16 protein-coding genes and 1 pseudogene are annotated in these 23,602 nt (G+C 59.3%); 1 reads left to right on the forward strand and 16 read right to left on the reverse strand.

Features of this window, described 5'->3' with window-relative positions; translation table 11 throughout:
- Positions 1 to 16 precede the first annotated feature (16 nt).
- From XH92_RS34615 to XH92_RS34645, 8 genes and pseudogenes are all read right to left on the reverse strand, one after another.
- Positions 17 to 835 carry a gamma-glutamyl-gamma-aminobutyrate hydrolase family protein gene (locus tag XH92_RS34615; RefSeq protein WP_194456135.1) on the reverse strand — a complete coding sequence of 273 codons (819 nt, stop codon included), beginning with the start codon at positions 833 to 835 and terminating at the stop codon, positions 17 to 19.
- Positions 832 to 1,890, reverse strand: a complete 1,059-nt coding sequence (gene rtxC / locus XH92_RS34620; RefSeq protein ID WP_194456136.1) for a dhydrorhizobitoxine desaturase — start codon at positions 1,888 to 1,890, stop codon at positions 832 to 834. The genes XH92_RS34615 and rtxC overlap by 4 nt, the downstream gene beginning before the upstream one ends.
- Before the next feature lie 31 nt (positions 1,891 to 1,921).
- Positions 1,922 to 4,333: a 2-aminoethylphosphonate--pyruvate transaminase gene (locus tag XH92_RS34625; protein ID WP_246787849.1), complete on the reverse strand. Its 2,412-nt coding sequence runs from the start codon at positions 4,331 to 4,333 to the stop codon at positions 1,922 to 1,924.
- 770 nt (positions 4,334 to 5,103) lie between these two features.
- Positions 5,104 to 5,232, reverse strand: a complete 129-nt coding sequence (locus XH92_RS43700; RefSeq protein WP_256437494.1) for a hypothetical protein — start codon at positions 5,230 to 5,232, stop codon at positions 5,104 to 5,106.
- Between the two features lie 226 nt (positions 5,233 to 5,458).
- Positions 5,459 to 6,975, reverse strand: a pseudogene (locus tag XH92_RS34630) (ISNCY family transposase).
- Positions 6,976 to 7,926: 951 nt separating this feature from the next.
- Complete coding sequence (gene cysN, locus XH92_RS34635; protein WP_194456138.1) at positions 7,927 to 9,810, reverse strand: sulfate adenylyltransferase subunit CysN; 1,884 nt, start codon at positions 9,808 to 9,810, stop codon at positions 7,927 to 7,929.
- Complete coding sequence (gene cysD, locus XH92_RS34640) at positions 9,810 to 10,709, reverse strand: sulfate adenylyltransferase subunit CysD (protein WP_194461555.1); 900 nt, start codon at positions 10,707 to 10,709, stop codon at positions 9,810 to 9,812. The genes cysN and cysD overlap by 1 nt, the downstream gene beginning before the upstream one ends.
- 270 nt (positions 10,710 to 10,979) lie before the next feature.
- Positions 10,980 to 12,254, reverse strand: a complete 1,275-nt coding sequence (locus XH92_RS34645) for a sulfotransferase (RefSeq protein ID WP_194456139.1) — start codon at positions 12,252 to 12,254, stop codon at positions 10,980 to 10,982.
- A gap of 974 nt (positions 12,255 to 13,228) precedes the next feature.
- Between XH92_RS34645 and XH92_RS34650 the strand changes: the two genes are divergently transcribed.
- The gene (locus XH92_RS34650; protein WP_194456140.1) at positions 13,229 to 13,780 is read left to right on the forward strand and encodes a MarR family winged helix-turn-helix transcriptional regulator; all 552 of its coding nucleotides are present in this window, start codon (positions 13,229 to 13,231) and stop codon (positions 13,778 to 13,780) included.
- Positions 13,781 to 15,640: 1,860 nt separating this feature from the next.
- Here XH92_RS34650 and ccoS read toward each other — a convergent pair.
- From ccoS to ccoN, 8 genes are all read right to left on the reverse strand, one after another.
- On the reverse strand, positions 15,641 to 15,859 hold the full coding sequence (ccoS, locus tag XH92_RS34655; RefSeq protein WP_194456141.1) for a cbb3-type cytochrome oxidase assembly protein CcoS: 219 nt from the start codon (positions 15,857 to 15,859) through the stop codon (positions 15,641 to 15,643).
- Positions 15,859 to 18,045, reverse strand: coding sequence for a heavy metal translocating P-type ATPase (locus XH92_RS34660; protein WP_194456142.1), 2,187 nt, complete (start codon positions 18,043 to 18,045; stop codon positions 15,859 to 15,861). Before XH92_RS34660 ends, ccoS begins: the two co-directional genes overlap by 1 nt.
- Before the next feature lie 12 nt (positions 18,046 to 18,057).
- The gene (locus XH92_RS34665; protein WP_194456143.1) at positions 18,058 to 18,558 is read right to left on the reverse strand and encodes a FixH family protein; all 501 of its coding nucleotides are present in this window, start codon (positions 18,556 to 18,558) and stop codon (positions 18,058 to 18,060) included.
- Positions 18,559 to 18,580: 22 nt separating this feature from the next.
- Entirely contained in the window at positions 18,581 to 20,050 is a 1,470-nt protein-coding gene (ccoG, locus tag XH92_RS34670; RefSeq protein ID WP_194461556.1) for a cytochrome c oxidase accessory protein CcoG, read from the reverse strand.
- A gap of 77 nt (positions 20,051 to 20,127) precedes the next feature.
- Positions 20,128 to 21,000 (reverse strand): cytochrome-c oxidase, cbb3-type subunit III, encoded by an 873-nt coding sequence (gene ccoP, locus XH92_RS34675; RefSeq protein WP_194456144.1) that lies wholly within the window; start codon positions 20,998 to 21,000, stop codon positions 20,128 to 20,130.
- A 6-nt stretch (positions 21,001 to 21,006) separates the two neighbouring features.
- Entirely contained in the window at positions 21,007 to 21,171 is a 165-nt protein-coding gene (locus XH92_RS34680) for a cbb3-type cytochrome c oxidase subunit 3 (protein ID WP_194456145.1), read from the reverse strand.
- 11 nt (positions 21,172 to 21,182) lie between these two features.
- Positions 21,183 to 21,917 (reverse strand): cytochrome-c oxidase, cbb3-type subunit II, encoded by a 735-nt coding sequence (gene ccoO / locus XH92_RS34685; protein WP_194456146.1) that lies wholly within the window; start codon positions 21,915 to 21,917, stop codon positions 21,183 to 21,185.
- An 8-nt stretch (positions 21,918 to 21,925) separates the two neighbouring features.
- The gene (gene ccoN, locus XH92_RS34690) at positions 21,926 to 23,578 is read right to left on the reverse strand and encodes a cytochrome-c oxidase, cbb3-type subunit I (protein WP_194456147.1); all 1,653 of its coding nucleotides are present in this window, start codon (positions 23,576 to 23,578) and stop codon (positions 21,926 to 21,928) included.
- Positions 23,579 to 23,602: the final 24 nt, after the last annotated feature.

The raw sequence follows: 23,602 nt of genomic DNA on the forward strand, positions 1-23,602 counted from the left end.
ACGTCACAATCCGCCTCTAATGTTTCTTTGTTTGGCAGTACGCTACACACGCCTCTCCAAAAGCCGTGAACAGTCGCTGGCTCAGGAGATCGGTTGAGGCGTGCCATTCGGGGTGCCATTGCACACCGATCTGCAACGTCGGCGCGCCGATGACCGAAGCCGCTTCGACCAGTCCGTCAGCCGCCCATGCCTCGCGCCTCAGCGCGGCGGCAAGCAGCTCTATGCCTTGATTATGCAAGGAGTTCACTTGTGCTTCGTTGGCGCGCGCGATCGGAAAGAGCGCGCCCTCAGGAGATATCCTCACGCTGTGCGCGGCATCGTACTGACGGTCTCTTGGGCGATCTGGTTTCTCGGCATGCATCAGGCCACTTCCCAGTCTCCACTCGGCAAGCGATGGATGCAGAGTGCCGCCGAAATAGACGTTGAGCTCCTGAAGGCCGCGGCAGATGCCCAAGATCGGCATTCCGAGCGCGATGGCGCTCCCAATGGCTACCGCAGAGAGCCTGTCCCGCGGGCGGTCACGGATTCCGCCATCAACGTCCTGCTGGTCAGCCGGCGGAAGGGATGCAGGCGTCTTCAAGACGGCAGGGTCAATATTCGATTCATCCCCTGTCAGAACCAGACCGTCGAGCGCGCCCATGATCGCCAGGCCGACCTCTAGCCTGGCATCTTCCGCGTCGATCGTCGGCAATATGACGCATGCCACGCCCGCGTGATGAAGGAGGGCCTTGAGGTATTTTTGCCGCAGCCAGTCGCGATGCACACCATCGACCAAAAGACGGTTCGAGGTGACGCCGACCACGGCACGAGCGTTGTCTGAGCGTTGCAATGTCACGCCACGTGCCCCTTCGCATGGGCATCGGCAAGCGATTGCTCATACAAGCGTCGATTTCGCTCCTTCAACTGAGTTATGACACTGGGTTGACCTTGCGGCCCCTTGACGAAGAGCCCTCCCCAGCTCGCGGCAACCTTTGCGTAACCCGGATCCTGCATCCGGATCTTTTGGGCCTTGTGCAACAGCCAGAATGGGATACCCGGCGAGAGGTGATGCTCGAGGTGATACTCGTCCAGGTTTTGTCCAAGGATGGCCCGCTCCAGGAAATTTCCTTTCCGATTCCTGGTTAGATAGACGTTCTTCGTTTCGGTCTCGCACATCGGCGAGTGCTCGGCGAGCTCGACAAACCAGCCAAAAACCTGAAACGTTGTGAGATAGGGGACGATCCAAAACAGGATCACGATGTGGAGCAGCCCAAGCGCATATGATCCGGCCAGCATGCCGATCCAGAAGAGGTAAAAGCCATACTTGTCGACAAGTATGCTTGACCGGCTCTGGTCCTCGGAATCTGTGATCGAAAACCGGTTGGTCCAGAGATACTTCAGATAGGCCAGTGTCGCGCCACCAAATATCGGCTTCCAGATGATATTGAAGGCGTACCGCTCGGGAGGCTGGACGTCGTAAACACCATTGGCCATGAAGAACTTCAGGTCGGGATCCTTCTCCGGGTCACCAAGATACGGATGATGCAGATAGACGTGCGAGATCCGGTAGGCCCAGTGGCGCTGGAACAGGGGATAGGCCGCGAACAGAATGCCGAGGACGTAGTTCCAGGTCGTGTTCTTCGCGAGCGTACGGTGAGCCGCATCATGAGCGATCGTCGTCAGGCCGCGCTGGTAGGCGCCGATCAGAAGAACGGCGAGCGGGTACAGCCACCAGGAGACGCAGACCGTCGCGAGCGTGCAAGCGGCGATTACAGCGTAATCCTTGGCGATGTAGATCGCTCCCATCACATTGTCCGGCCTCAGCTCGGACAATTGCTTATTGATCTCCCGGCTGAACTGAACCGCCTCGTAACGAGACGACCTCAGTTTCCAAGCGTCTGCCTGATTCATGAGAACCTCTTCCTGATCGCCTTACAAGTTGTCAGATTGCGGAAAGCGCCCTGTCCAGATCGCGCACGATGTCGTCGACATCTTCGATGCCCACGCAAAGTCGGATCGAGCCGCCAAATATGCCGGCGGCTTCGCGCTTCTCCCGCGGAACAGTGGTGTGGGTGGTCGAAACAGGATGCGTCACGAGCGTACGGGCATCCCCGACATTCGAAACGTGATACATCAGGTCGACATTCTGGATGAATTTCCGCCCGGCCTGCTCGTCCTCAACCTCGAACATGACCATCGCGCCGTGTCCGTATGCGGGATTGAGTGTCTGGTCGACAGTTTCCTGATCGGCTCCTTCGAACAGCCCCGGGTAGAAGACACGGCGCACTTTTGGATGCGCCTTAAGCACGTCGGCCACGATCCTGGCGTTTGCGCAGTGCTGTTTCATGCGAAGGGGCAGCGTTTCAAGGCCTTGGATCAGCTGAAAGCTCGCAAAAGGGGCAATGGCCGCGCCAGTATCGCGCAACCAGGTCATGCGAGCCTTCAGAAGAACCTCGCTTTTTCCGAGATCGTCGATATCTTGCAGCGCGTTGCGCCAGATGATCCCGCCATGCGCCTCGTCGGGACTGTTGAACAAGGGAAAGCGAGAGGCGCCCCGGTAGCTGAACTTGCCGTTGTCAACGATCAGACCGCCCAGCGTCGTGCCATGGCCGCATATGTATTTCGTAGCGGAGTAGGTCGTAATCGCAGCACCGAGATCTGACGGCCGACATACCAGCGGGGTCGTCGTATTATCCACCACCAACGGAACGCCGTGCTTTCGGCCGAGCTCAGCCAGCAGTTTGACCGGAAGGGGAATCAGGCAAGGATTTGAAATCACCTCTCCGAACAGGCAGATCGTGCGATCATCGATGGCACGTTCGAAGGTCTCGGGCCTTCGCGGGTCTGCCGTCCTGACGCTGATACCAAGACGCTTCAGCGTGTTATGGAGCAGATTCCACGTGTTGCCATAGAGATACGGAGAGGCGACGATATTGTCCCCCACTTCGCCGCTTGACAGGTTGACGATGGCAAGGAAGGTTGCCGCCTGACCTGATGCGACGGCGAGCGAGTCGCTCCCCATGTCGACCGCAGCGTACCTTCTTTCCAGCGCGCGGGTTGTCGGATTGATGATCCTCGTATAGGTAAATCCATCAGCCTTGACGTTATAGACGTCCGCAATGTGATTCAGGTCGCCATCGAGTTCATAAGCCGTGTTCTGATAGATCGGCACTGCCACAGCTTTCGTCACCGGATCGCGTCGATAGCCCGCGTGCAGAACAGCAGTTTCGGCAGAGAACGGGAGCTGCGAGACCCTTGCGAAGGACGATGACATCTCGACGCCACGCTCGCAGGCCTGGCGGGTTGATGCCGTCCCCACGGATGAAGCCGGACCGGACCGAAAATATGTACGAAAGGCGCACCCCAACTGCTCGATCCAACTGGGCTGAATCTCGCCAATGCAGCCGACCCGAAAACTCCGCGTCGCAAGATGCAGCTTCGAGTAGATGTAGAGGTTGTGGGCCGCCAAGTGACGATATAGCCCATCGAATCCTGCCTGATCCGCGATTCCGGACGGCGCGCTGAACGCGACGCAGACCGGCGACTGCAAGTCGGCGGACAGCAGCGGAGACACTACCGCTTCGAGTTCTTGGACGAGATTGTCTCTGACCTTCTCATACCTGCGGCGCCTGGCATCAATGCCTTCCCCCTGCAGAATCTCCAAGGCCTTCGTTGTTGCCTGAACGATGTGGGTCGGTGGGGTCGACCGCCACTCACCGGTGCGCTCGAGCGAGAGCCATTGATCTCTCACGTCGAGCACAAATGACCTTGGTTCTTGAACCGCTTTTTTGAGCAGCTCGCGAGACGCGATGACAAAAGCTACTCCTGGCGGCCCCTCGATACACTTATTGCTCGACGTCACCAGGATGTCCGGTCCGCCGCGGCTTAGGTCGATGTCAATCGCGCCAAAAGAGCTCATGCCGTCGACGATCGTCTTGACACCACGCCGCCTCGCCTCCTCTATGATCGCGTCAAGCGGATTGACGATTCCGGTCGTCGTCTCGCAATGCACGAGACATAGGTGAGTAACGCCGGGATTTCGGCTCAGCTGCTCGGCAACTTCCTGGGGGTCCAGGGGCTCGGTAGCTCGCTTGACAACCTTCAGCGATTCGACGCCCCACAGCCGCAGAATCTTGAAAATGCGCTCGCCATAGATGCCGTTTATGCAAACGAGCGGCTTGTCGTCCCTGGACACGAATGAAGAGAGCGCAGCTTCCATTGCAAAGGAGCCGCCTCCCTGAATAGGGACCACCGAATAGTCCTCGGCACGTCCCAGCAGGTTGAGCATCAGCCGCCTCATGCGGGCGGTCACTTCCTTGAATTCGCAATCGCGCGATGCGAGGTCGAGCTGCATCTGGCTCCTGACCGCCAGCGACAGCGACAATGGACCAGGCGTCAGCAGCGAACGTTGTCTAGTCACACCAATTCCCCTTAAACCGTATTCGTCGATGGATCTGAATCGCGATGATGCGCCCTCACCCCCTTGGGCGCAGGTTTTCTCGGTTCATCTGCTGCTGGGAGAAACACCATAGGCGCAGGCGAGCTTCGCAGCGGCCCATCACATCATGCATGCAAGGATTTGAGCGCCGTCGCATTGCCAGCTAGGCGTCGATCGGCTTACGCCCAACCTGTGTATTCAGGCGAACGTCGAGGTTCGGAACCAATGTGCACGTCAGGCCATCGCGTGCGGATATCAATCCGCGCGTGATGGACATGATGCGTGCCGTTGCTGATGAGCCTGATCCTGCGTGAGCCTGACACTTGAGACATTCGCATACTGCCACTCGTTGGAGAATTCGGGACGTTGACGACCTTTGCCGTTTAATTTCAGATCGTACAACTTGACGTTAGGTGCGTTTCAACCCTCTCCCGAAATCTTCTTGCGTGAATTTTTTCTGACGTGCTCCTTCACTAGGAGCGATAAGCCGACTCAGGCGGCTGAGCGAAGTGATCGGCAGCAAGCTAGCTCGGGGTTTTCATAGTCTGACGTCAGGATCGTCCCGGCACTCAATCATCACGGCGGTGGGTAACTGTGGTTGACGGCTGATCCGGAGTGCCGCCGCCCAGCGGTGAGCCGCAGAGAGCTCGAATGCTCAACCGCGGAGGAGCTCAACGGCGTCGCGGCTAAACGATCGTGCCCTGTGCCATGAGGCGCTCGAGTTCGACGGATAGCTCCTTCGAGCCGTTCTGTGCGCGTTGGCTCTTCTGCCAGATCTGCCAGATGTCGAGCGCACTCTCGATCCGGTCTGCCACGTCCTCAAGGTCCAGCTCGAGGCCAGTGTCGATTATGCTCGAGACAGAGCGTCGAAATGTATGGCGCGACAATCAGAATGAGAGCGTATTGCCTCACGTATTGATGCTCCCGGGTGCGATCGGTTGCCTCATTTATTTTGCTCCTGGCTTGGGTTGAGGAGGAGGCCGGGTGCGGAGATGGCCGGGGTTTCGGAGCGCCCGGCCTCCTTCGCTGGCACCTCGTACATCATTGGGGTGTTGTGACCTCATGCCCTGGCGGCATTTTCCCGCTAGGAGCGAACAGCAGCGCATTCGCTTGCTCGCTGCGCCAGGATTTCAGCCGACGTTGAAGGGTTCGAAGAAGCTTGTTCGGATAGGCTCCAGGATATATTCCACCTGCAAGCGCGAGAGCAGTTCGCTGCCAGTCCGCCAGGGCTCGGCTTCAAACCATTTTCGCAAATCTGGCGTTGCCCGGATGAGAGGGTCGGGACGACGCCGACCTCTCTTCGCTTTCACAATTGGCCGATCCGTCGGTCGCATGGCTCCGTCCTTCCAGGCCGTGCGCAGGCTTGCCAGGAAAAGATCGATCGGTTGCGATGCCATGGCAGGATCGGAGGTTGGCTGGGAATCCGCAAGCGCCGCGAGACGTTCCTGCGCGGCGCGGATATCGCGCAACAACGCGACGGGATCAAGATGAGCGTAGATTTCCTGGAGGCGGACGCGAACCGGATCGAGCGTGCGGGCATCGGCGGCCACGCGCTGGTGCGGCGTCGCCGGCGCGCTGTATGTCTTGCGCACACGCGCACCGTCACGCTGCTTGGCTATCAACTTAAACGACGGCTGGAAGAAGTTCACGAACAGTCGCGCCGATCGATAAAGTTCAGCCAGCAACGTGGCCGCTTCCAGGCCCTCGAACCGACGATAGCCCACCATCCTGCGCACGACGGCGCCGTTCTTCTGCTCGACGAACGCCTGGTCGTTCTTGCGGTAAGGCCGGCAACGCGTGAAGACGATGTTGGCCGCTTCGCAGTAGGCCTTCAGCGTCTCGTTCATGAACACGGTGTCGTTGTCCGTATCGAGGCCGAGCAGCGCAAAGGGCAATTGTTTGCGCAATTCCGTTAGCACCGTACTCAGCAGCGTCTGTTCGCGCACGATCAGAGGGGCGCACTCCGTCCAGCCGGTCGCAATGTCGGTGAGCACAATGGTCTGGATATAGCTGCCGCGCGCCGATGGACCGCTGTGCGCTACGAGATCCGCCTCGACGAACCCCGGCGCCGGATCGTTCCAATCTGCCGACGTCCGTATTGGAATGCTACGACGCAAGGCGTGCGTCGTGCGCCGTCGGCGCTTGCGACCCAACCCTTCTCGGACCCGCGCCAACGCGCGGTCGATCGTGGCCGCGCTCATCGCCAGAAGTTTGCCGCGGATCTCGGGAGCGAGGTCGAGGTGACCGTGTCGTTCCATCGCCTCGATCAGCGCGGGCATCAGCGCCTTCAGCCGCTTCCCGTAAATCCGGTCAGACGCTTCCCAAAGGAGCGCGATCGCGTTGTGTTCCGCCTCGTTATAGACCCGGCGGCGCGCCCGCCGACTTGGTCGTACGTCCTCCTGACCTCGCAGTAGTCGCATCGCGTGCTTGCGATGGAATCCGGTGATCTCGACGAACTCGTCCAATATCTGCGCCTTCTTCGCGCGATCCGAACTTCGATAGCGCGCGCCTACCGCCGCCGTCAGTTCCTTCCGCGTCGCCATGCTCAGCCACCCCATCTTCGCCCCCGCCCGTTCCCAGTCCAAGGGAGCAATTTACGTGAGGCAACGGCTCAGCATCCGGGAACATTTACGGCGAGGCAATGCGGCGCCTTGATCGCCGCCGCCCAGAAATGCCAGAAACCGCGCCAGCGATAGCCTTGCCCTTTGGGAAGCGGCCTTGGGTCGGGTCTTCCCGCGAGAACTGAAGCCATCAAGCTGCAGGCTCATTGAGGAGGTGAGCGGTCCGGCATGAATTAGGTGGGGGCGCGACCGGCGTGCGCCAGCCTTTCCCACGGATTTCCCATCGTTCCCTGCCGGCCCGCTCCGTGCAGACATGTTCACAGCCAGCCGCGCGGACGGACCTTTGAAGCTCGTGCGCACGCGAGGGCTACGGCCAAAACTGTAGACAGCGCCCCGAGGGCAGACCTGGCGCCGAGAGCCGGGACGGGCTGCTCCTGCTTCCAGGTCAATGTACTGGGAAACAATTGTGGCCCGCCGGATGCGGCGAGACCCGGAGGAACGAATTGCCCCTCGTCGTGCGCAAGGGATCAAAGCTGGATGGCCGAGATCCGGCAGCTCGGTTACGAGACCCTTGGCGCGGCGCCGGCCGGGCGCGCGGGAAACGGCGTCAAGCGAGAACTCAGGCTATTGGAAGTCGGACTTCCTCTCTGGCCTTTGTCCTGGCGTCGTAGATTCTGACTTGAAGCATGGGACGGCACTTCTTGAGCTCCTGCGCTCCTGCAAAGGCTCCGTCTCTGGTCGCGAATTCGGTTTTCAATTGACCGTCGATTTCGAGCACATAACCAGAAGAGGGCAATCGACGTGTGGACGCGACCATTTTGTTCCTTTGGAGCATGAGTCTGATTGACGCCTGTGCTTAACCCGAGTCGCCGTGGCCCGGCCAGCAGGTTAATGAGAGGCATTTCCTGCTATCGATGGTGCGATCCGAGGTGACAGGTTTGACGAACACTAACCGCCAAGAATTGCGCGAGCCATCAAAACATCGATCACGGCCTGGGCCATTTGCTCAGGTGTCTGCTCCACGGTCCTGAGATGAATTTCGGGTCTTATCGGCGCTTCGTAGGACGCATCGATGCCGGTGAAGTTCTTGATCTTACCGGACTTCGCCTTCGAATAAAGACCTTTGGGATCGCGCCGCGCGCATTCTTCGATTGGCGTATCGACAAAGACTTCGACAAACTCCTCCTTGCTGACCAGACTGCGCACCCTGTCTCGTTCGGCCCTGTGGGGCGAGATGAACGAACAAATTACGATCAAGCCACTGTCCGCCATCAACTTGGCAACTTCCCCGGCGCGCCGAATGTTTTCCATTCGATCGACCTCGGAGAAGCCGAGGTCCGCGTTTAATCCGTGCCGCAGGTTGTCCCCATCCAACAGCATGGCATGGCGGGACATTGCAAACAGCTTTTGATCGACGATATTGGCAATCGTCGATTTTCCCGCGCCTGACAGGCCGGTGAACCAAATGATGCAAGGCTTCTGGTTCTTGAGGTCGGCCCGCTCCTTCCGTCCCACCGCAACGGGTTGCCAAACGATATTGCCAGCCCGCCGCAATGGACGTGCGATCATTCCGGCCGCGACCGTACGGTTGGTATAACGGTCGATGGCGATAAATGATCCGGTCTTGCGATTGACCTCGTAAGGATCGAACGCCGCAGGCAAGGCGGTTGAGATATTGCAAAAACCGATCTCGTTAAGGCCAAGCGTCCCGGCTGCCAGGTGCTTTCGTGTATTGACGTCGATCCGATGATTGATCGCGGTAATGCTACCTGCTGTGGTCTGCGATCCGATGCGCAGAATGTAATGGCGCCCCACCACGAGCTGGTCCTCATCCATCCAGATCAGATGAGCGGCGAATTGGTCGGCGAGCTCCGGCCGCTCGGCGGGACGTGCCAGGAGATCGCCGCGGCTGATATCGATTTCGTCTTCAACGGTAATCGTGATTGCATCGCCGGCTTCGGCGCAGGACAGATCGCCGCCCTGCGTCACAATCCGCCTGACCCGTGTGGTCCGTCCAGACGCTGCGACGACGATGTCGTCTCCCACCGAGATGCTTCCGGAAGCCACGGATCCGGCGTAACCGCGGAAATCCAGGTCCGGCCGGTTCACCCACTGCACCGGAAAACGGAAGGCATGCCCGGAGCTGTCGGACTGGATATCAATACTCTCCAACTGGCCGAGCAGGCAGGGACCATGGTACCAGCGAGTGTTGCCGGATCGGTTGACGACATTGTCGCCGTGCCTGGCAGAGATCGGGATCGGAACGATCGAGTCGAACCCAAGATCGCTGGCAAAGGCAACATAGTCGGCGACGATCCGATCAAAGGTCGCTTTGCTGTAGTGGGCGAGGTCGATCTTGTTCACCGCCAGGACGAGATGGCGAATACCAAGGAGCGAACAGATGAACGAGTGGCGCTTGGTTTGGACCAGCACCCCCTTGCGGGCATCGATGAGGATGATAGCGAGCTGGGCATTCGAGGCGCCCGTTGCCATGTTGCGAGTATACTGCTCGTGGCCGGGCGTATCGGCCACCATGAACGAGCGCCGTTCCGTCGCAAAGAACCGATAGGCCACATCGATCGTGATGCCCTGCTCTCGTTCGGCCTCAAGCCCGTCGACGAGCAGCGCGAAATCGATCTCACGGCCGGTCGTGCCGTGCTTGGCGCTGTCCCGTTCCAGCACCGTCAGCTGATCCTTGTAGATCATCTTGCTGTCATGCAGCAGCCGGCCGATCAGCGTCGACTTCCCATCGTCCACCGAACCGCAGGTGATGAATCGCAGCTGATCCTTTGGCTTGGCCTGGACAGATTCCGTTATCGGTTTGGCAAGCATCAAAAGTAGCCTTCCCGCTTCTTCTTCTCCATCGAAGCGGCTTCATCGACATCAATCAGCCGCCCCTGACGCTCCGACACCGTCGCAGTCTGCATCTCTGCGACGATGTCTTCGATCGTCGTTGCGTCGGATTCAATAGCCCCGCTCAACGGATAGCATCCTAGCGTGCGGAAACGGATCATCCGCATTTGCGGCGTCTCGCCAGACAGAAGCGGCAATCGCTTGTCGTCGATCATGATCGTTGCGCCATTTCGACGCACGATCGGTCTTTGCTTTGCGAAATAGAGTGGGACGACCGGAATCTTCTCGCACATGATGTATTCCCACACGTCGAGCTCAGTCCAGTTCGACATTGCAAAAACGCGCATGGTTTCGCCCGGGCGAATCCGCGTGTTGAACAGGTTCCAGAGCTCCGGCCGCTGGTTGCGGGGGTCCCATACGTGCCCAGCCGAGCGGAAGGAGAGAATCCGCTCTTTTGCGCGGCTCTTTTCCTCATCACGGCGCGCGCCGCCAAAGGCAGCATCAAATTCGTGAAGGTCCAGCGCCTGCTTCAGGGCGTCGGTCTTCATCACCTGGGTATGAAGCGCGGAGCCGGAATCGATCGGATTGATCCCGCGCTCGATGCCCTCCTCGTTCACATGGACGATCAGGTCGAGGCCGAGGCGCTTGGCTGTCGCGTCCCGGAAGCTAATCATCTCGCGAAACTTCCAGGTCGTGTCGACGTGAAGCAGGGGAAAAGGCAGCTTTGCGGGATAGAAGGCCTTGATCGCAATGTGCAGCATCACGCTCGAGTCTTTTCCGATCGAGTAAAGCATGACCGGCTTTTTGAACTCGGCGACCACGTCACGCATGATTTCGATCGATTCAGCCTCGAGACGGCGCAGATGTTTCGGCAGCATGTGTCTTCTACGATGCGGGATCGCTAGTTCGTTCAGTACCGCGTTTGCCTTGCGATAGGCCCGACAGGCGTTGCAGCGATCGGCGCCTGCCATAGCGCATCGGCGTCCACCGGGTCAAACAGCGGATAGCGCGCAATCCTTCGTCGACGCCTGCCAGCATCCAAGCGAAGCGCGGCTGGACACGCGAGCCGGTGGACTTACTTCCGCTTGCCAGCTAGACAACGAGCTCGATAAGGCAGGCAGCACATTCTGACCATAATCCTGGGAGGGTCATCGCTCATGATTGCTGCGTCCCTCCTTGAGCCGCACAATCTCGTCCCGCAGCGCCTCGATAACGGCGTCGCGATGCCGAACGGCCTCTTGCTGGGCACCTCGATCCGATTCCGAGGCCAAGAGTGCCATGCGCAACTGGGCCGCCATCGAACTCGTCAGCTCCTGACTTTGGTCGAAGTCGGTTCCGGATAGATGCTGCGCATCGTGCCCTGTGGATGCATTTGCTGTGGAGCAAGAGTTCTCGATTGGCTGCCGAATCCCAGGGGTCGGCTTACCGGGGTTGGCTGGAATGTTCGACCATGCCCGTTCCCTGCTGAGGCGCAGATCCCACCACATTCGAAATATCTGACGATAGAGCTCGGTGACCTCGCGCCCTTTATCAACCACTCCGGCTTGTTGTGCGTGCCGCAATTCCGCTCCATATCCGAGCTGTATCATCAGCTCGACGCCGATCAGATCGGTTATCGTTTGCATCTCTTCGATACCCAATTGGACTTGCCACGCGTCGACAGACTTCTCATCGACGGTCCTTCTTTCAAGGATTTTCCGATCTCCAAAGCTGCTGGAGTGAAGATAATCGGCCCGAGCCGTCGACGTAGCTGCAGTGTCTTTTGGATCACAGCCAAGGCCAGCGATGAGACGCTGAATTTCCCCCTCCGGACACGCCGCCAGACGTTCGTACTGCACCACCATCGTCTGCCGGCGATCGCGGTGCGCAGCGAGTTTGGGCAGGCCGAGAACCAAATCAGCAAGCGAAGAGGCAATAACGTCAGGCAGGCGGAGCATGAGATCAGCAAGCGAGTACACGCTGACCGAACGGGAGCTTTCCGCCTGAAGGGGGACACCCCAAGTCGACTTCAGGGATGCGGCAATGGCGTAGGGATTGCGCATCAGAAGAATATGCGGCGCTTCAGGATAAAGAAGATCCAAATAGTCGAGCACCATCCAGTAGCGTGGTGTCTTGTCCACGATGATGCGCTTGCCCGCCGAGGACAGATACGCACCGTACGCCGCATCCGCAAAGGCACGGCTGACCGCAGCGCGATCGATCCGGCCCAAGAACTCGGAAGTTGCCGTTTCGATCAGAGATCTTCCGGCCGGGTGACGATGGTCCACCCTGCCAAACGACTCAAGAGCCAGCATGAGCCAAGGCTCTGGTGGAGCTGTAATTTCCGGATGCTGTTGGAGCAAATGCGCCAACAGCGTCGTTCCGGATCGTGGAAGGCCGAGCAGAAAGCAGACCGTGGCCCCGCGGTTTACATCCTGGCTCAAGATATCGCTCCCGATGTGCTCGAGGAAAGCGAACCCCGAACCACACACTTGTTCGCTCGAGGACGACGGCGGCCGAGCAATTTCCCATCGGCCGATCGCTCGCGACACTTTGCCATACTAGGAGGGAGGCGCCTGCAATTCATGGTCTAAATCTGTCGAATTGATGAATCGCGCAAGCTTTTTTGGCAATTGCAATCGGCAGTTTGCGAGTACTCGCAAGGCTAGTTGTGACCAAAAGCCAGCTCAACTATACGAAGGCAAGCCGCCAATATGGAATCGGATGACAAGACTATACTGCGGTTTATCGGGTAACCCCCACACAACACTGCTGGTGAAGTGCGTGAAGCGACGACACTAGCCCCCGGCAACCGAGCGTCAACACGTAGCGTCTCGGCTTCGGATGCAATTTGCATTGGCTTCGATGATAGCCCACCGGCGGACCTCGTTGTTGAACCTGCCTTGTCGCTTATCGATTGCTTTCTGCACAATCGGCCCGATCTCATCGCGGCTGATGGTCTGCGCCCAACAGCTCGCGGTGCTGGACATTTCAGTCCGACCGCGTGGAAAGAGCAAGTCGTATCCTTTAATCAGACGGAAAGCGACGCGTCGAGATTTCGCGACACGCGGCGCAGATGTTCTAACGTTCCTCGCTCGAGACTTTGACTGCTCGATGATACGGCAAAGGAGTGAGCAAGCCGGCGAGTAGCCAATGAAGCAGACCATGGAGTCTCGTTGGTAGGGGCATCAATCTTACCGGCGTGTGGGATCGACCCCGACAAAGCCGCCCGTGGATGCCCCTGGTTCGTCAAGACAATGAGCGCGGTGTTGCCGCAACTGCTCCGGCCAGCTCATGACTGGCACACTCCCCTTTCGTCCGTGCCGTACCAAGTATTTGATTTGGCTGCTCTTACGAAGTTGTCGTCACTTCTCATTCGCGCTAAGGGAAGCTGGTAAAGGATGGAACCAGAGCTTCGATGCCGCCGGATTTGCTTGGCCCAGCAAACGCGCTTGGCAGTATCTCTACCGACGACCTGGAGACGATCCGGCCGTTCGTGTGGGAGATCAGATCGATCAGTGCATGTCTCGAAGAGCTTGCGAGATTTCGAGCCGACGTCCTTGGCATCACCGGGCCGCAGTGGATGATCCTGATGGCCGTGGCCTATTTAGGGAAAGAGAATGGTGTCCCCGTCAACATGGTGTCAAAGTTGATGCACGTCGATCCTTCCTTCGTCACGACCCATTCAAAGCTGCTCGAGAAAAATGGATTCCTGCGGCGTAAGCACTGCGCAAGCGACGCTCGGGTCGTGCAGATGACGCTGACAGCCAAAACTCGTAAACGTCTGGCATCTTTGGCACCGCAGGAAGCACTGGATGAGTTCGCTTCTGATGAATTCGGGGTTAACGGATCAAGCGAGTTCATTGCCAAGCTGGCCGCAATCAGGCGTCGTCTGGAGAAGGTCTACCGCGAGAGCGGTTGTGGCCTTCCGAAGACCAAACGCACGTCCGTCAGAAATGATGCCACGTAGCCATGTCTACACTTCCAGTCTTCGAGTGTTCCTTGAAGCAGCGCGGACGAAGGTGGTTGTGGTCCGTGCATACCGACGAGGGCAAGCAGATGATGGCCGGCTCAGGGCGCAGCCGCTCGGCCGCCAGATATCAGGCCAACCGAGCGCTGTTTTTATTGTTGCTGAGCGCGCCGTATCGTTCCGAAGCTCGAGCTCACCAGCATGCTGGGCGGCGCACTTTTGCGCCCAAATGACCTTCGAGGAACGCCCCACTCGCAAGGTTGTTTCCATCGGCTAACCCGTGGGCGCATGACTGCGCCACGTCCCAATTTTTGCAGAATCCACTTTCAGGCCACAACGACGACCTTCTCAACTGTGGTCAGCCAGGGGGCCATCGCAGTAACAACGAGCTGGTTGCGAGCCGCCCCTGACGAAAGCTGAACATTCTCGAGCGGTTTCGGGCGCGTCCGTCGTACAGACCTCGATGTTGCGGGAGCTGAATCTCGCGCTTAAGCAAATCGCGCAGAGCTGGTGTAGATCTGCAGGCTCATGTGACTTAGCGAGTCACTAGTTTTGCCGAGATATAGCCACAAAGCGCGTTCCAAAAATCTCATCGAAGATGCCGGACGCTCGAGGCCGCTCCGCCATCGCCAGGCTCCAACCAGACCGTGGCGTGAGAAGCCCATCTTCATCTGGAAATTGATCGTCGCTCGAACCTACGAAGATCTTTGACGCGCCGCCGATCGCGGACACATACGCTCTGCCTTGTGTTGGAGAAGCTCCTTGTCGAGGTAACCGACCGTAACGTCGTAGGTGAGAAGCTCTCCTCTGATCAGCCAGCTGAGGACTCCGGGACCTCATCAAAGCTGATCGGCTGCAGAACCAAGCGGCCAGTCCTCTGGCAGGTACACGCCGGGAAGCAGACCAGACGTTCGTCGGACCAGGAATGCAGACTGTACTCACTGAGCTCGCTGGATTCGATCACCACACTTTATAAAGGTCCGACAATGCTACGTTCTCGGACAGCAGCATCAATCGCGGCGCTGAAATCGATAGGAAATTACCCGGGCTCGAAGTTGGTTGATCTACGGTTGGGCCGAACCACCTGTTGCAACACAATCCAACAGCCAATAAGGGCGGCCCGGGAGCCGCCCTACTGTTGCAATCAACAGCGCAGCCCAATCAACTACCGCTGATGTCCCAGTCCGATTCCGAGATGTAAGGCCTTCTGGCGTAGCGCACCGACAGAGCGTTTGGTCATTTTTGATATTTTTGTGACCGGGGTCCGAGCCTTTGAATGGACCTTGAGTTCTTTGATATCTGCCTTAGTCCACTCGCGCCGCTTAACGCGTTTCTTGGTTGCTTTTTTCACAATGAATGCTCCTTTTGAGAGGAGCGGCTTCTAACATAGTTTTTTCACAGCGACGACCGTAAAAAGGAGGCAAGCATAGACCTCGCGCAAAGGTGCAAGGCTCTGTCATTGTCATGTGTTCAGCAATAGCTTCAGCGCCTGCCCCGTTGTTGGTTTCGTGGAGGTTTTCGTATCGAGAAATTTGGCCACGAATTGGCGAATCCGGTCTCCTAATTGGCACATCGTCGTTGGAACCAAGCAGGTTGTTACAAGTCTTTGAAACACCATGAGAAAGCGAATTGCGACTAGCCAGAGAACTGCAGGTGGGGTCGAGATTTGTATCCAGCTCAGAGGAATCAGGCATTGAATCCGGCAGACACCGTCGCGCTCTCATACTATGGTCATCGATAGCGAGCGGGCTACTGAGCAACCGTTGCTGATCACGGCGCGTTGCCGCCATCAACAGGCTGCTAGCCGTACGACTTTCGCCTGTCCCACAGTTGCGGCGGTGGACCGCCTGGACGGGCGAGCTAGTACTCGCGTCGATGCCCGCTGCCACAAATGCGCTGGTCCATTGGCACTATTTGGACCGGCACCGGGGGCTGATCGGGCTCCTCATCGGCGATGGCGCGCCAGGCCGCGCCGTCGAGATCGTCATACTGGCCGCTCTTCAGCGACCACAGAAAGCCAAGCAGGCCGAGGAAGCCGAGTGAAAGAGCGAGCGGAACCAGATAGATCAGGACTTCCATCAGAGGGCCTCGCCCCTTCGCGCCCGCAACGCGTTAAGCATGACCAGTACCGACGAGCATGACATCGCCGCGGCGGCAATCAGCGGCGTCACCAAGCCGGCGATCGCAACGGGCACGGCCAGGACGTTGTAGACGACAGCAAGACAGAGATTCTGCCGCATCAGCCGCAGCGCCCCGCGCGAGGCAATGACTGCCATCATCACCGGCCCGAGACGCTCACCGAGGAAGACCGCATCAGCGATCGCCTGGCTCATATGGGTGGCGGTAACAGGCGACATCGAGGCATGGGCTGCTGCGAGCGCGGGCGCGTCGTTCAAGCCATCGCCGACCATCAACACCTTGTATCCCCTGCTTGTCAGATCTTCGACCCGGGCGACCTTGTCCGTCGGCGAGACGTTGGCCCGCCACTTGTGAATGCCAAGCGTCTCGGCCGCCCGCCGAACAGCCGGCTCGCGATCCCCGGAAACGATCTCCACCATGATGCCAAGGCGTGCGAGGCTTGTGACGACCTCGACCGCGTCCGGCCGCATCCCTTGCCTGATGGCAAAGACATGCCTCGCCTCGCCGTGGCTGAACGCGACGACGGAGGCCTCGGGATCATGGCACAGGATCTCGTCAGCGAGGCTGTCAGCGCCGCAGAACGAGGGGCGGCCCAGCCGGATCGGCGCGCCCTCATAGTAACCGCGGACGCCCCGTCCCGGCTCCTCTTCGATATCGGCCAGCGGCTCGTTTGTGCCGGCAGCACGTGCCAGGGCGGCGGCGACCGGATGGCGGCTCGACAGCGCCAGCCGGCCCGCCAATTTGACGACATCCTCGGGAATGCCGGCGAGATTGGCGACATCGAGTTCAGGCAGCGTCAGCGTCCCGGTTTTGTCGAAGATCACCCGATCCACCTCGGCGATACGCTCGATTGCATCCCCGGCATTGAGCAGCACGCCGGAACGGAACAGTGCGCCGGCGGCCACCGTCTGCACCGCGGGGATAGCCAGCCCCAACGCGCAGGGGCAGGTGATGATCAAGACTGCGATCGCCGTGACCACCGAATCATGAAAGGTGGCACCAGAGGCAAGCCAACCCAGCATGGTCAGGAAGGCCGTGATGTGAACGATCGGCGCATAGAGCCGCGACGCGCGCTCGGCGAGGCGCAGATAACGCGAGCGCGCTTCCAGGGCATGATCGAGCAGCCTGGAAATCTCAGCAAGCAGTGTGCCGTCCGAGGCCGCCGCTGCACGGACGCGCAGGGTGCCGGACCGTACCAATGTGCCGGCGAACACCGCGCTGCCGGGCGTCGCGATCGCCGGCAGAGTCTCGCCGGTAATAAGGCTTTGATCGACCTCGGAGCTTCCCTCGATCACGTTGCCGTCGACTGTACAGCATTCGCCGGGGCGCACCAGCACGATGTCCCCCGGTTTGATCGCCGCCACCGGAACGGCTCTGATCTCGGTCGGGCTAATGAACTTCGCCGCAGTCTCCGCCTTGAGTGCTGCAAGGTTGCTGGCGAAGGCGCGGGTGCGCCGCCTCATGTTCTGGTCGAGATAGCGACCTGCGAGCAGAAAGGCGATCAACATGATCGCCGCATCGAAATAGGCGTGCTCGGCATGAGCGATGGTCTCGATCACCGACGTCGCCAGGGCGAGCAGAATGCCGATGCTGATCGGAACGTCCATATTGGTTCCGCGCGCCCGCAGCACGGCAAAAGCGGAAGAGAAGAATGGTTGCGCACAATAAGCCGCGGCCGGCAGGACGATCAGCGCGGAGAGCCAATGAAAGAAGTCGCGCTGTTCCGGCAGCATGTCCGAGACATTTCCGGACCATACCGGGATCGACAGCATCATCACGTTCATCGCGGCAAAGGCGGCGACGCCCAGCCGCCGCAGCAAGTCCTGCGCCCGCTCCGCCTCCAGCGTCTCCGCATTGTCCCGCTGGAACGGATATGCCCTATAGCCTAATTCGGCGAGCCGCTTGACAAATAGTGCTGGATCGAGGGCTCCGGCGTTCCACTCGAGCGCGAGCCGATTATCGGTGAGGTTCACGCGTGCCGAGGTCACATCCGGGATGCTCGACAGATTGCGCTCGATCTTGCTCATGCAGCCCGCGCAACTGATCCCCTCCACCGCAAGGTCGAGCTGGAGGCGGCCCGAGCCTGTCCTCTTCAGAAAGTGAGAAAAATCGATGTCGGACTGCATGTGCACACGCTCTCAATTCAGGACGATGCGGTTCTTCGACAGAAACATGCGGCGGCCGTCATCGTCGCCCTCGATCACGAGATCCCACTGCCCGACAGCGACGCTCGAGGCGCTGCCGCGGTAGATACCAGCATTGGCCTGCGAGACATCAATCGCCCGATCGGCCCGGCGGTCGACCGGGCGCTCGAGGCGGGCCACGAAATTCATTCCGGCGAGAGGCGCACCTAGGCGGTCGCGCGCCTCGATCGCAAGCTCAGCTTCACCGTCCGACTGCCGGTGGATATATACTTGCACCTGCCAGTTTCGCTCGTTCTGCTGCCGTGCCGCGATGATCTCGCGCTGATAGGCGAGGCTCGCACGATAGGCGCTGTCAACCTCCGTCCCCGGCAGCGTCACGATGGCAAAGCGCATCATGACCAGATTGGCGCCAATCACGACCGAAAAGAACGCGAGAATCGCGATCAGGACGAAGCGCCCGGTAATGGGCCCCGTGACTTGATTTGATGCGGTCATGGTCACATCCCGTCAGTGATCGTCAGGGGAGAACGAAGTGATCCGATGCGGAGGCGACCTCGCCGAGGCCAAGGTCGGTGACCCGAAACCTCACCGGCATCGAGCGTTCTGCCATGCCGTCAACCGGCGCTGTCAACAGCACACGCAGTTCTGTCGTCGTATCGTGAGCCAGGACGATCATCGGCCGATCCACGGTCACCGAATCGGCGCCGACGACGTGGACGGACGTCTTGGGCGGCCCATCGATGTCGATCGCGATCACCCGATCGAAGTCGCGCCTGTTGAGCAAACGCACGGTGTAGGCGTTGCGAATCGATCCATCACTGAGCCTGACAGCCATGGGATTACGATCATGCAGAACGCTGAGATCAAGCAGCGTTCTCGATAACAACTCATAAACCATCACCGCGCAGATGACCGTGATCAAAAAGGCATAAACGAGCGTGCGCGGGCGTACCGGCTTGAACAGCTCCGGCTTGCCGTCCATCCGCCGGCGGATATTGATGTCGTTGTCGTAACCGATCAGGCCGGTTTTGCGCCCGATCTTCTTCATGACGGCATTGCAGGCATCGATGCACAGCCCGCACTGGATGCAGCCCAGCTGGGCGCCATTTCGTATATCGATCCCGGTCGGACAGACCGCCGCGCATTGATTACAATCGATGCAGTCTCCGACCCTTTCGCCGCGTGCGCGCAGATCGAATGATTTCTTCAATGAGCAGCGCTGCTCGCCGCGGTCGCATTTGTAGGTGACATTGAGGGCCCATTCGTCGGTGAGCGCGGCCTGGATGCGCGGCCACGGGCACATATAAACGCAAACCTGCTCGCGCATGTAGCCAGCCAGCAGATATGTCGAAGCGGTCAGGATCCCAATCCAGATATAGGCGATTGCGGGCGCTTGGAACGTTGCCAGATCGTGCACCAAGGTCGGCGCGTCGGCGAAGTAGAGCACCCAGGCGCCGCCCGTCCACCAAGCAATCATCAACCAGATTGCGTGCTTCGCCACGCACTTTGCCGCGCGCCCTGCTGTCATTTGGCGTGCGGCGGCCTTCAGCCGCTCGCGACGGTCGCCCTCGACCCAGCGCTCGACCGCATAGAATAGGTCGGTCCAGACCGTCTGCGGGCAGAGATAACCGCACCAAATCCGCCCGCCCAGCGCGTTCATCAGGAACAGCACCATGGCGGCAAGCACGAGCAAACCGGTGAAGTAATAGAGCTCTTGCGGCCACAGTTCGATGAAGAAGAAGTAGAACCGCCGGTTTGGAAAATCGAGCAACACCGCCTGGTCGGGAGCGCCGAGGCCACGATGCCAACGCACGAAGGGCAGCAGATAGTAGATGCCCAGACACACGACCATCAGCCGCCATTTGATCGTACGGAAAGTACCGCGGACGCTCTGCGGATAGACCTTCCTATGGGCTGCATAGAGGGGTCCATCCTCGTCGATCACCGGCTCATCGAGCGAAACGGTCTTGTTTACGGCGGGCTTCATGACCGACCTTACATCGGGCGCGGATGGCTCGCGTTGATCCTGGGTCACCGGCGCGCAGGTTTTGCGGCGCATCTCGCCTATTGTCCGCCGCCGAGCGAATGGACATAGACGGCAAGCGCCCTGACTGTAATGGGATCGAGCCGCCCGCTCCAAGCCGGCATGATGCCGGCGCGGCCATAGCTGATAGTCTCGACCAGCGTGTCCTCGTCCGAACCGTACAGCCAAATCCGGTCAGTCAGATTCGGTGCGCCGAGTGCCTGATTGCCTTTGGCGTTCTCGCCATGACAGACCGCGCAATTCTCGGCAAAGATCCTGGTGCCGGCCGCAGCATCGAACTCGGCCGCCGTGGTCAGGCCTGACAGCGATCGCACGTAGTTTGCTACGGTGACAATCTCGGTTTTCGTGAGGATGCCGTCGCGGCCAAAGGCCAGCATTTGTCCCTCATGCGCCTGGGCATGCCCGGAACGTGCGCCGAACTGGATGGTCTGCAGGATCTGGTCGAGCGATCCGCCCCACAACCAATCATCGTCATTGAGATTCGGATATCCCTTGGCACCCGCGCCACCGCTCCCATGGCATGGCGCACAATTGTCCGCGAACACCGTCCTGCCGCGCGCGCGGGCCAATCCCAGCAGGGCCGGATCCTTCTCGATCTCGGTAAGAGACGCTTTGCCCAGCACGGCCATCTTCTCGCCGCGCAGCTTCTCAAGACCTGCAAGGTCGTTGACGACGCTGGCGCGGGTCGAATAATCAAACACGCCTGTCGTGTAGCTTGAGAGGAGCGGCCATGCCGGATAAACGACCCAGTAGCCCATCGCCCAAAGGATCGTGGCGTAGAAGCTCAGAATCCACCAGCGCGGCAGCGGCGTGTTGAGTTCCTTTATACCATCCCATTCGTGCCCGGTCGTGGAGCGGCCGGAGATGTGGTCGATGTCATTGTGCTCGGTCATGATCTGTCAGTCCCGGCGCAGCGGCATGCGCGCCGCAGAATCAAAACGCTTCTTGTTGCGAGGCCACAGCGCGTAAACGACGATGGCCATGAAGATGCCGCCGAACAGCGGCGTCCAGAGCGTCACGACGAAGCTCGATGCCAGGTTCTCGATGGAAATAACGGCTTTCATCAGAGGATCCTTCAGCGCAGATTGGCTTTTTCGTCGTAGAGCTTGAAATCGATCAACGTGCCGAGCATCTGCAGGTAGGCGACGAGCGCATCGAGTTCAGTCGGATTGCCGGCCCTGCCGTCGAAATTGCGCACAGCGGCCTTCGGATAGCGCTTCTGGAACGATTCGACGTTCGCGCTGTCAGGATCGAGCTGCGTCTTCAGGTCGACGACAGCGTTCTTGATCTGGTCCTCGCTATAGGGGACGCCGATCGCCCGATTGGTGCGCAGATGTGCGACCATGTCGGTCAGGTCGACCTCGGTGTTCGCCAGCGACGGGTAGCCCGGCATCACCGATTGCGGCACGATGGCGCGCGGATTGGTCAAATGCGTGACGTGCCATTCATCGGAATATTTCCCGCCAACACGTGCGAGGTCCGGGCCGGTCCGCTTCGAGCCCCATTGAAACGGATGGTCATACATGCTCTCAGCGGCCAGCGAGTAATGCCCGTAGCGCTCGACCTCGTCGCGTAATGGCCTGATCATCTGCGAGTGGCAGACATAGCATCCCTCGCGTACGTAGATGTTGCGGCCGGCGAGCTCGAGCGGCGTATACGGCCGCATGCCGTCCACCGCCTCGATTGTGCTCTTAAGGTAGAACAACGGCGTGATCTCGACCAAGCCACCGATCGCTATCACGGCAAGGATGCCCGCGATCAAGATGATCGAGTTCTTCTCAAAGATCTTGTGTCGGTTCCAGAGCGACATGCGATGACCTATTCCGCGACCTGGAGCGCTCTGGCGTCCTGGACTTGATCGGCTTCCTGTGCATTCACCGTCATCCAGAGATTGGCGGCCATGATCAGCGCACCGATCAGGAACAGTGCGCCACCCGCGGCACGGATGATGTAAAAGGGATGCATGGCCTCGACCGACTCGATGAACGAGTATTCGAGGAAGCCGAGCGAGGTATAGGCGCGCCACATCAGCCCCTGCAGGATGCCGGACACCCACATTGCGGAGATGTAGAGCACGATGCCGATCGTGGCGATCCAGAAGTGCCAGTTGACGAGCTTAAGGCTATACAGCTGGCGATTCCAAAGCCAGGGAATCAGACAATACAGCGCGCCGAATGATACGAAGCCAACCCAGCCCAATGCACCCGAATGCACATGGCCGACCGTCCAATCCGTGTAATGGCTGAGCGAGTTGACGACCTTGATTGCCATGGTGGGACCTTCAAATGTCGCCATGCCGTAAAAGGCAACCGAGACCACGAGCATACGAAGTACCGGGTCGGTGCGGAGCTTGTCCCAGGCGCCCGAGAGCGTCATCAGGCCGTTGATCATGCCGCCCCATGAGGGCATCCACAGCATGATCGAGAATGTCATGCCCAGCGTCTGCGTCCAGTCCGGCAGGGCGGTGTAGTGCAGATGGTGCGGTCCGGCCCAGATGTAGAGGAAGATCAGCGCCCAGAAGTGGATGATCGAGAGACGGTAAGAATAGACCGGCCGTTCGGCTCTTTTCGGAATGAAGTAGTACATGATCGCCAGGAAGCCGGCGGTCAGGAAGAAGCCGACCGCGTTATGGCCGTACCACCACTGAAACATGGCATCCTGCACGCCGCCCCAGGCAATGTAGGATTTCGAACCGAACACCGATACCGGTAATGCGGGATTGTTGCCAAGGTGGAGCACCGCAATGGTGACGATAAAGGCGAGATAGAACCAGTTGGCGACGAAGATATGCGGCTCCTTCCGTTTCAACAGCGTCGCCACGAACACAGTGAGATAAGTGATCCAGACGATGGTGAGCCAGAGATCGGCGTACCACTCCGGCTCGGCATATTCCTTCGACTGGGTGACACCGAACAGATAGCCAGTGCCTGCGATCAGAATGAAGAAATTATAGCCAACGACCACAAACCATGGCGCAAGATCGCCAGCCAGGCGGGTGCGGCAGGTCTTCTGCACGACGTAGAACGAGGTCGCGATGAGCACGTTTCCGCCGAACGCAAAGATCACAGCCGATGTGTGCAACGGCCGGAGCCGACCGAAGCTCGCCCAGGGCAGATCAAAGTTCAGTGCAGGCCAGGCAAGTTGCGAGGCGATCAGCAGACCGATGGAAAAGCCCGCAATGCCCCAGAACATCGCCAGCACCGAGGCGAATTTGATCGGACCGAGATTGTAGTTCGGTCGGCCATTGATCTGCGCCGGCGGTAATTGCGCCGGCCGTTCATAGTAGCGATTGAGGATGACGCCCGCGGCGGTCAGACTGGCGGCGGAAGCCAGCAATGCGTGGAAGGTAAACGCAGAATCATGCCCCATCGCTCCGGCGAAAAAGAAGACGTAGGCAGAAACTGCAAATACCGACATCAGGCCTGCTTCACCCATCGTCGTGGATTTCGAGGCAAAGGATGGGCTTGTCATGGCTTGGCCTTCTTTGAAAGCGGG

Source organism: Bradyrhizobium sp. CCBAU 53421 (assembly GCF_015291625.1).
Classification (GTDB): domain Bacteria; phylum Pseudomonadota; class Alphaproteobacteria; order Rhizobiales; family Xanthobacteraceae; genus Bradyrhizobium.

Excerpts from the sequence above, each read along its gene's own strand:
- XH92_RS34625 (WP_246787849.1), bottom strand. The coding sequence starts at position 4,333 with ATGCAGCTCGACCTCGCATCGCGCGATTGCGAATTCAAGGAAGTGACC.
- XH92_RS34650 (WP_194456140.1), top strand. The coding sequence starts at position 13,229 with ATGCCGCCGGATTTGCTTGGCCCAGCAAACGCGCTTGGCAGTATCTCT.
- XH92_RS34660 (WP_194456142.1), bottom strand. The coding sequence starts at position 18,045 with ATGCAGTCCGACATCGATTTTTCTCACTTTCTGAAGAGGACAGGCTCG.
- XH92_RS34680 (WP_194456145.1), bottom strand. The coding sequence starts at position 21,171 with ATGAAAGCCGTTATTTCCATCGAGAACCTGGCATCGAGCTTCGTCGTG.
- ccoS (WP_194456141.1), bottom strand. The coding sequence starts at position 15,859 with ATGGAAGTCCTGATCTATCTGGTTCCGCTCGCTCTTTCACTCGGCTTC.
- ccoO (WP_194456146.1), bottom strand. The coding sequence starts at position 21,917 with ATGTCGCTCTGGAACCGACACAAGATCTTTGAGAAGAACTCGATCATC.
- ccoG (WP_194461556.1), bottom strand. The coding sequence starts at position 20,050 with ATGAAGCCCGCCGTAAACAAGACCGTTTCGCTCGATGAGCCGGTGATC.
- ccoN (WP_194456147.1), bottom strand. The coding sequence starts at position 23,578 with ATGACAAGCCCATCCTTTGCCTCGAAATCCACGACGATGGGTGAAGCA.
- cysN (WP_194456138.1), bottom strand. The coding sequence starts at position 9,810 with ATGCTTGCCAAACCGATAACGGAATCTGTCCAGGCCAAGCCAAAGGAT.
- rtxC (WP_194456136.1), bottom strand. The coding sequence starts at position 1,890 with ATGAATCAGGCAGACGCTTGGAAACTGAGGTCGTCTCGTTACGAGGCG.
- cysD (WP_194461555.1), bottom strand. The coding sequence starts at position 10,709 with ATGCTGCCGAAACATCTGCGCCGTCTCGAGGCTGAATCGATCGAAATC.
- ccoP (WP_194456144.1), bottom strand. The coding sequence starts at position 21,000 with ATGACCGAGCACAATGACATCGACCACATCTCCGGCCGCTCCACGACC.
- XH92_RS34665 (WP_194456143.1), bottom strand. The coding sequence starts at position 18,558 with ATGACCGCATCAAATCAAGTCACGGGGCCCATTACCGGGCGCTTCGTC.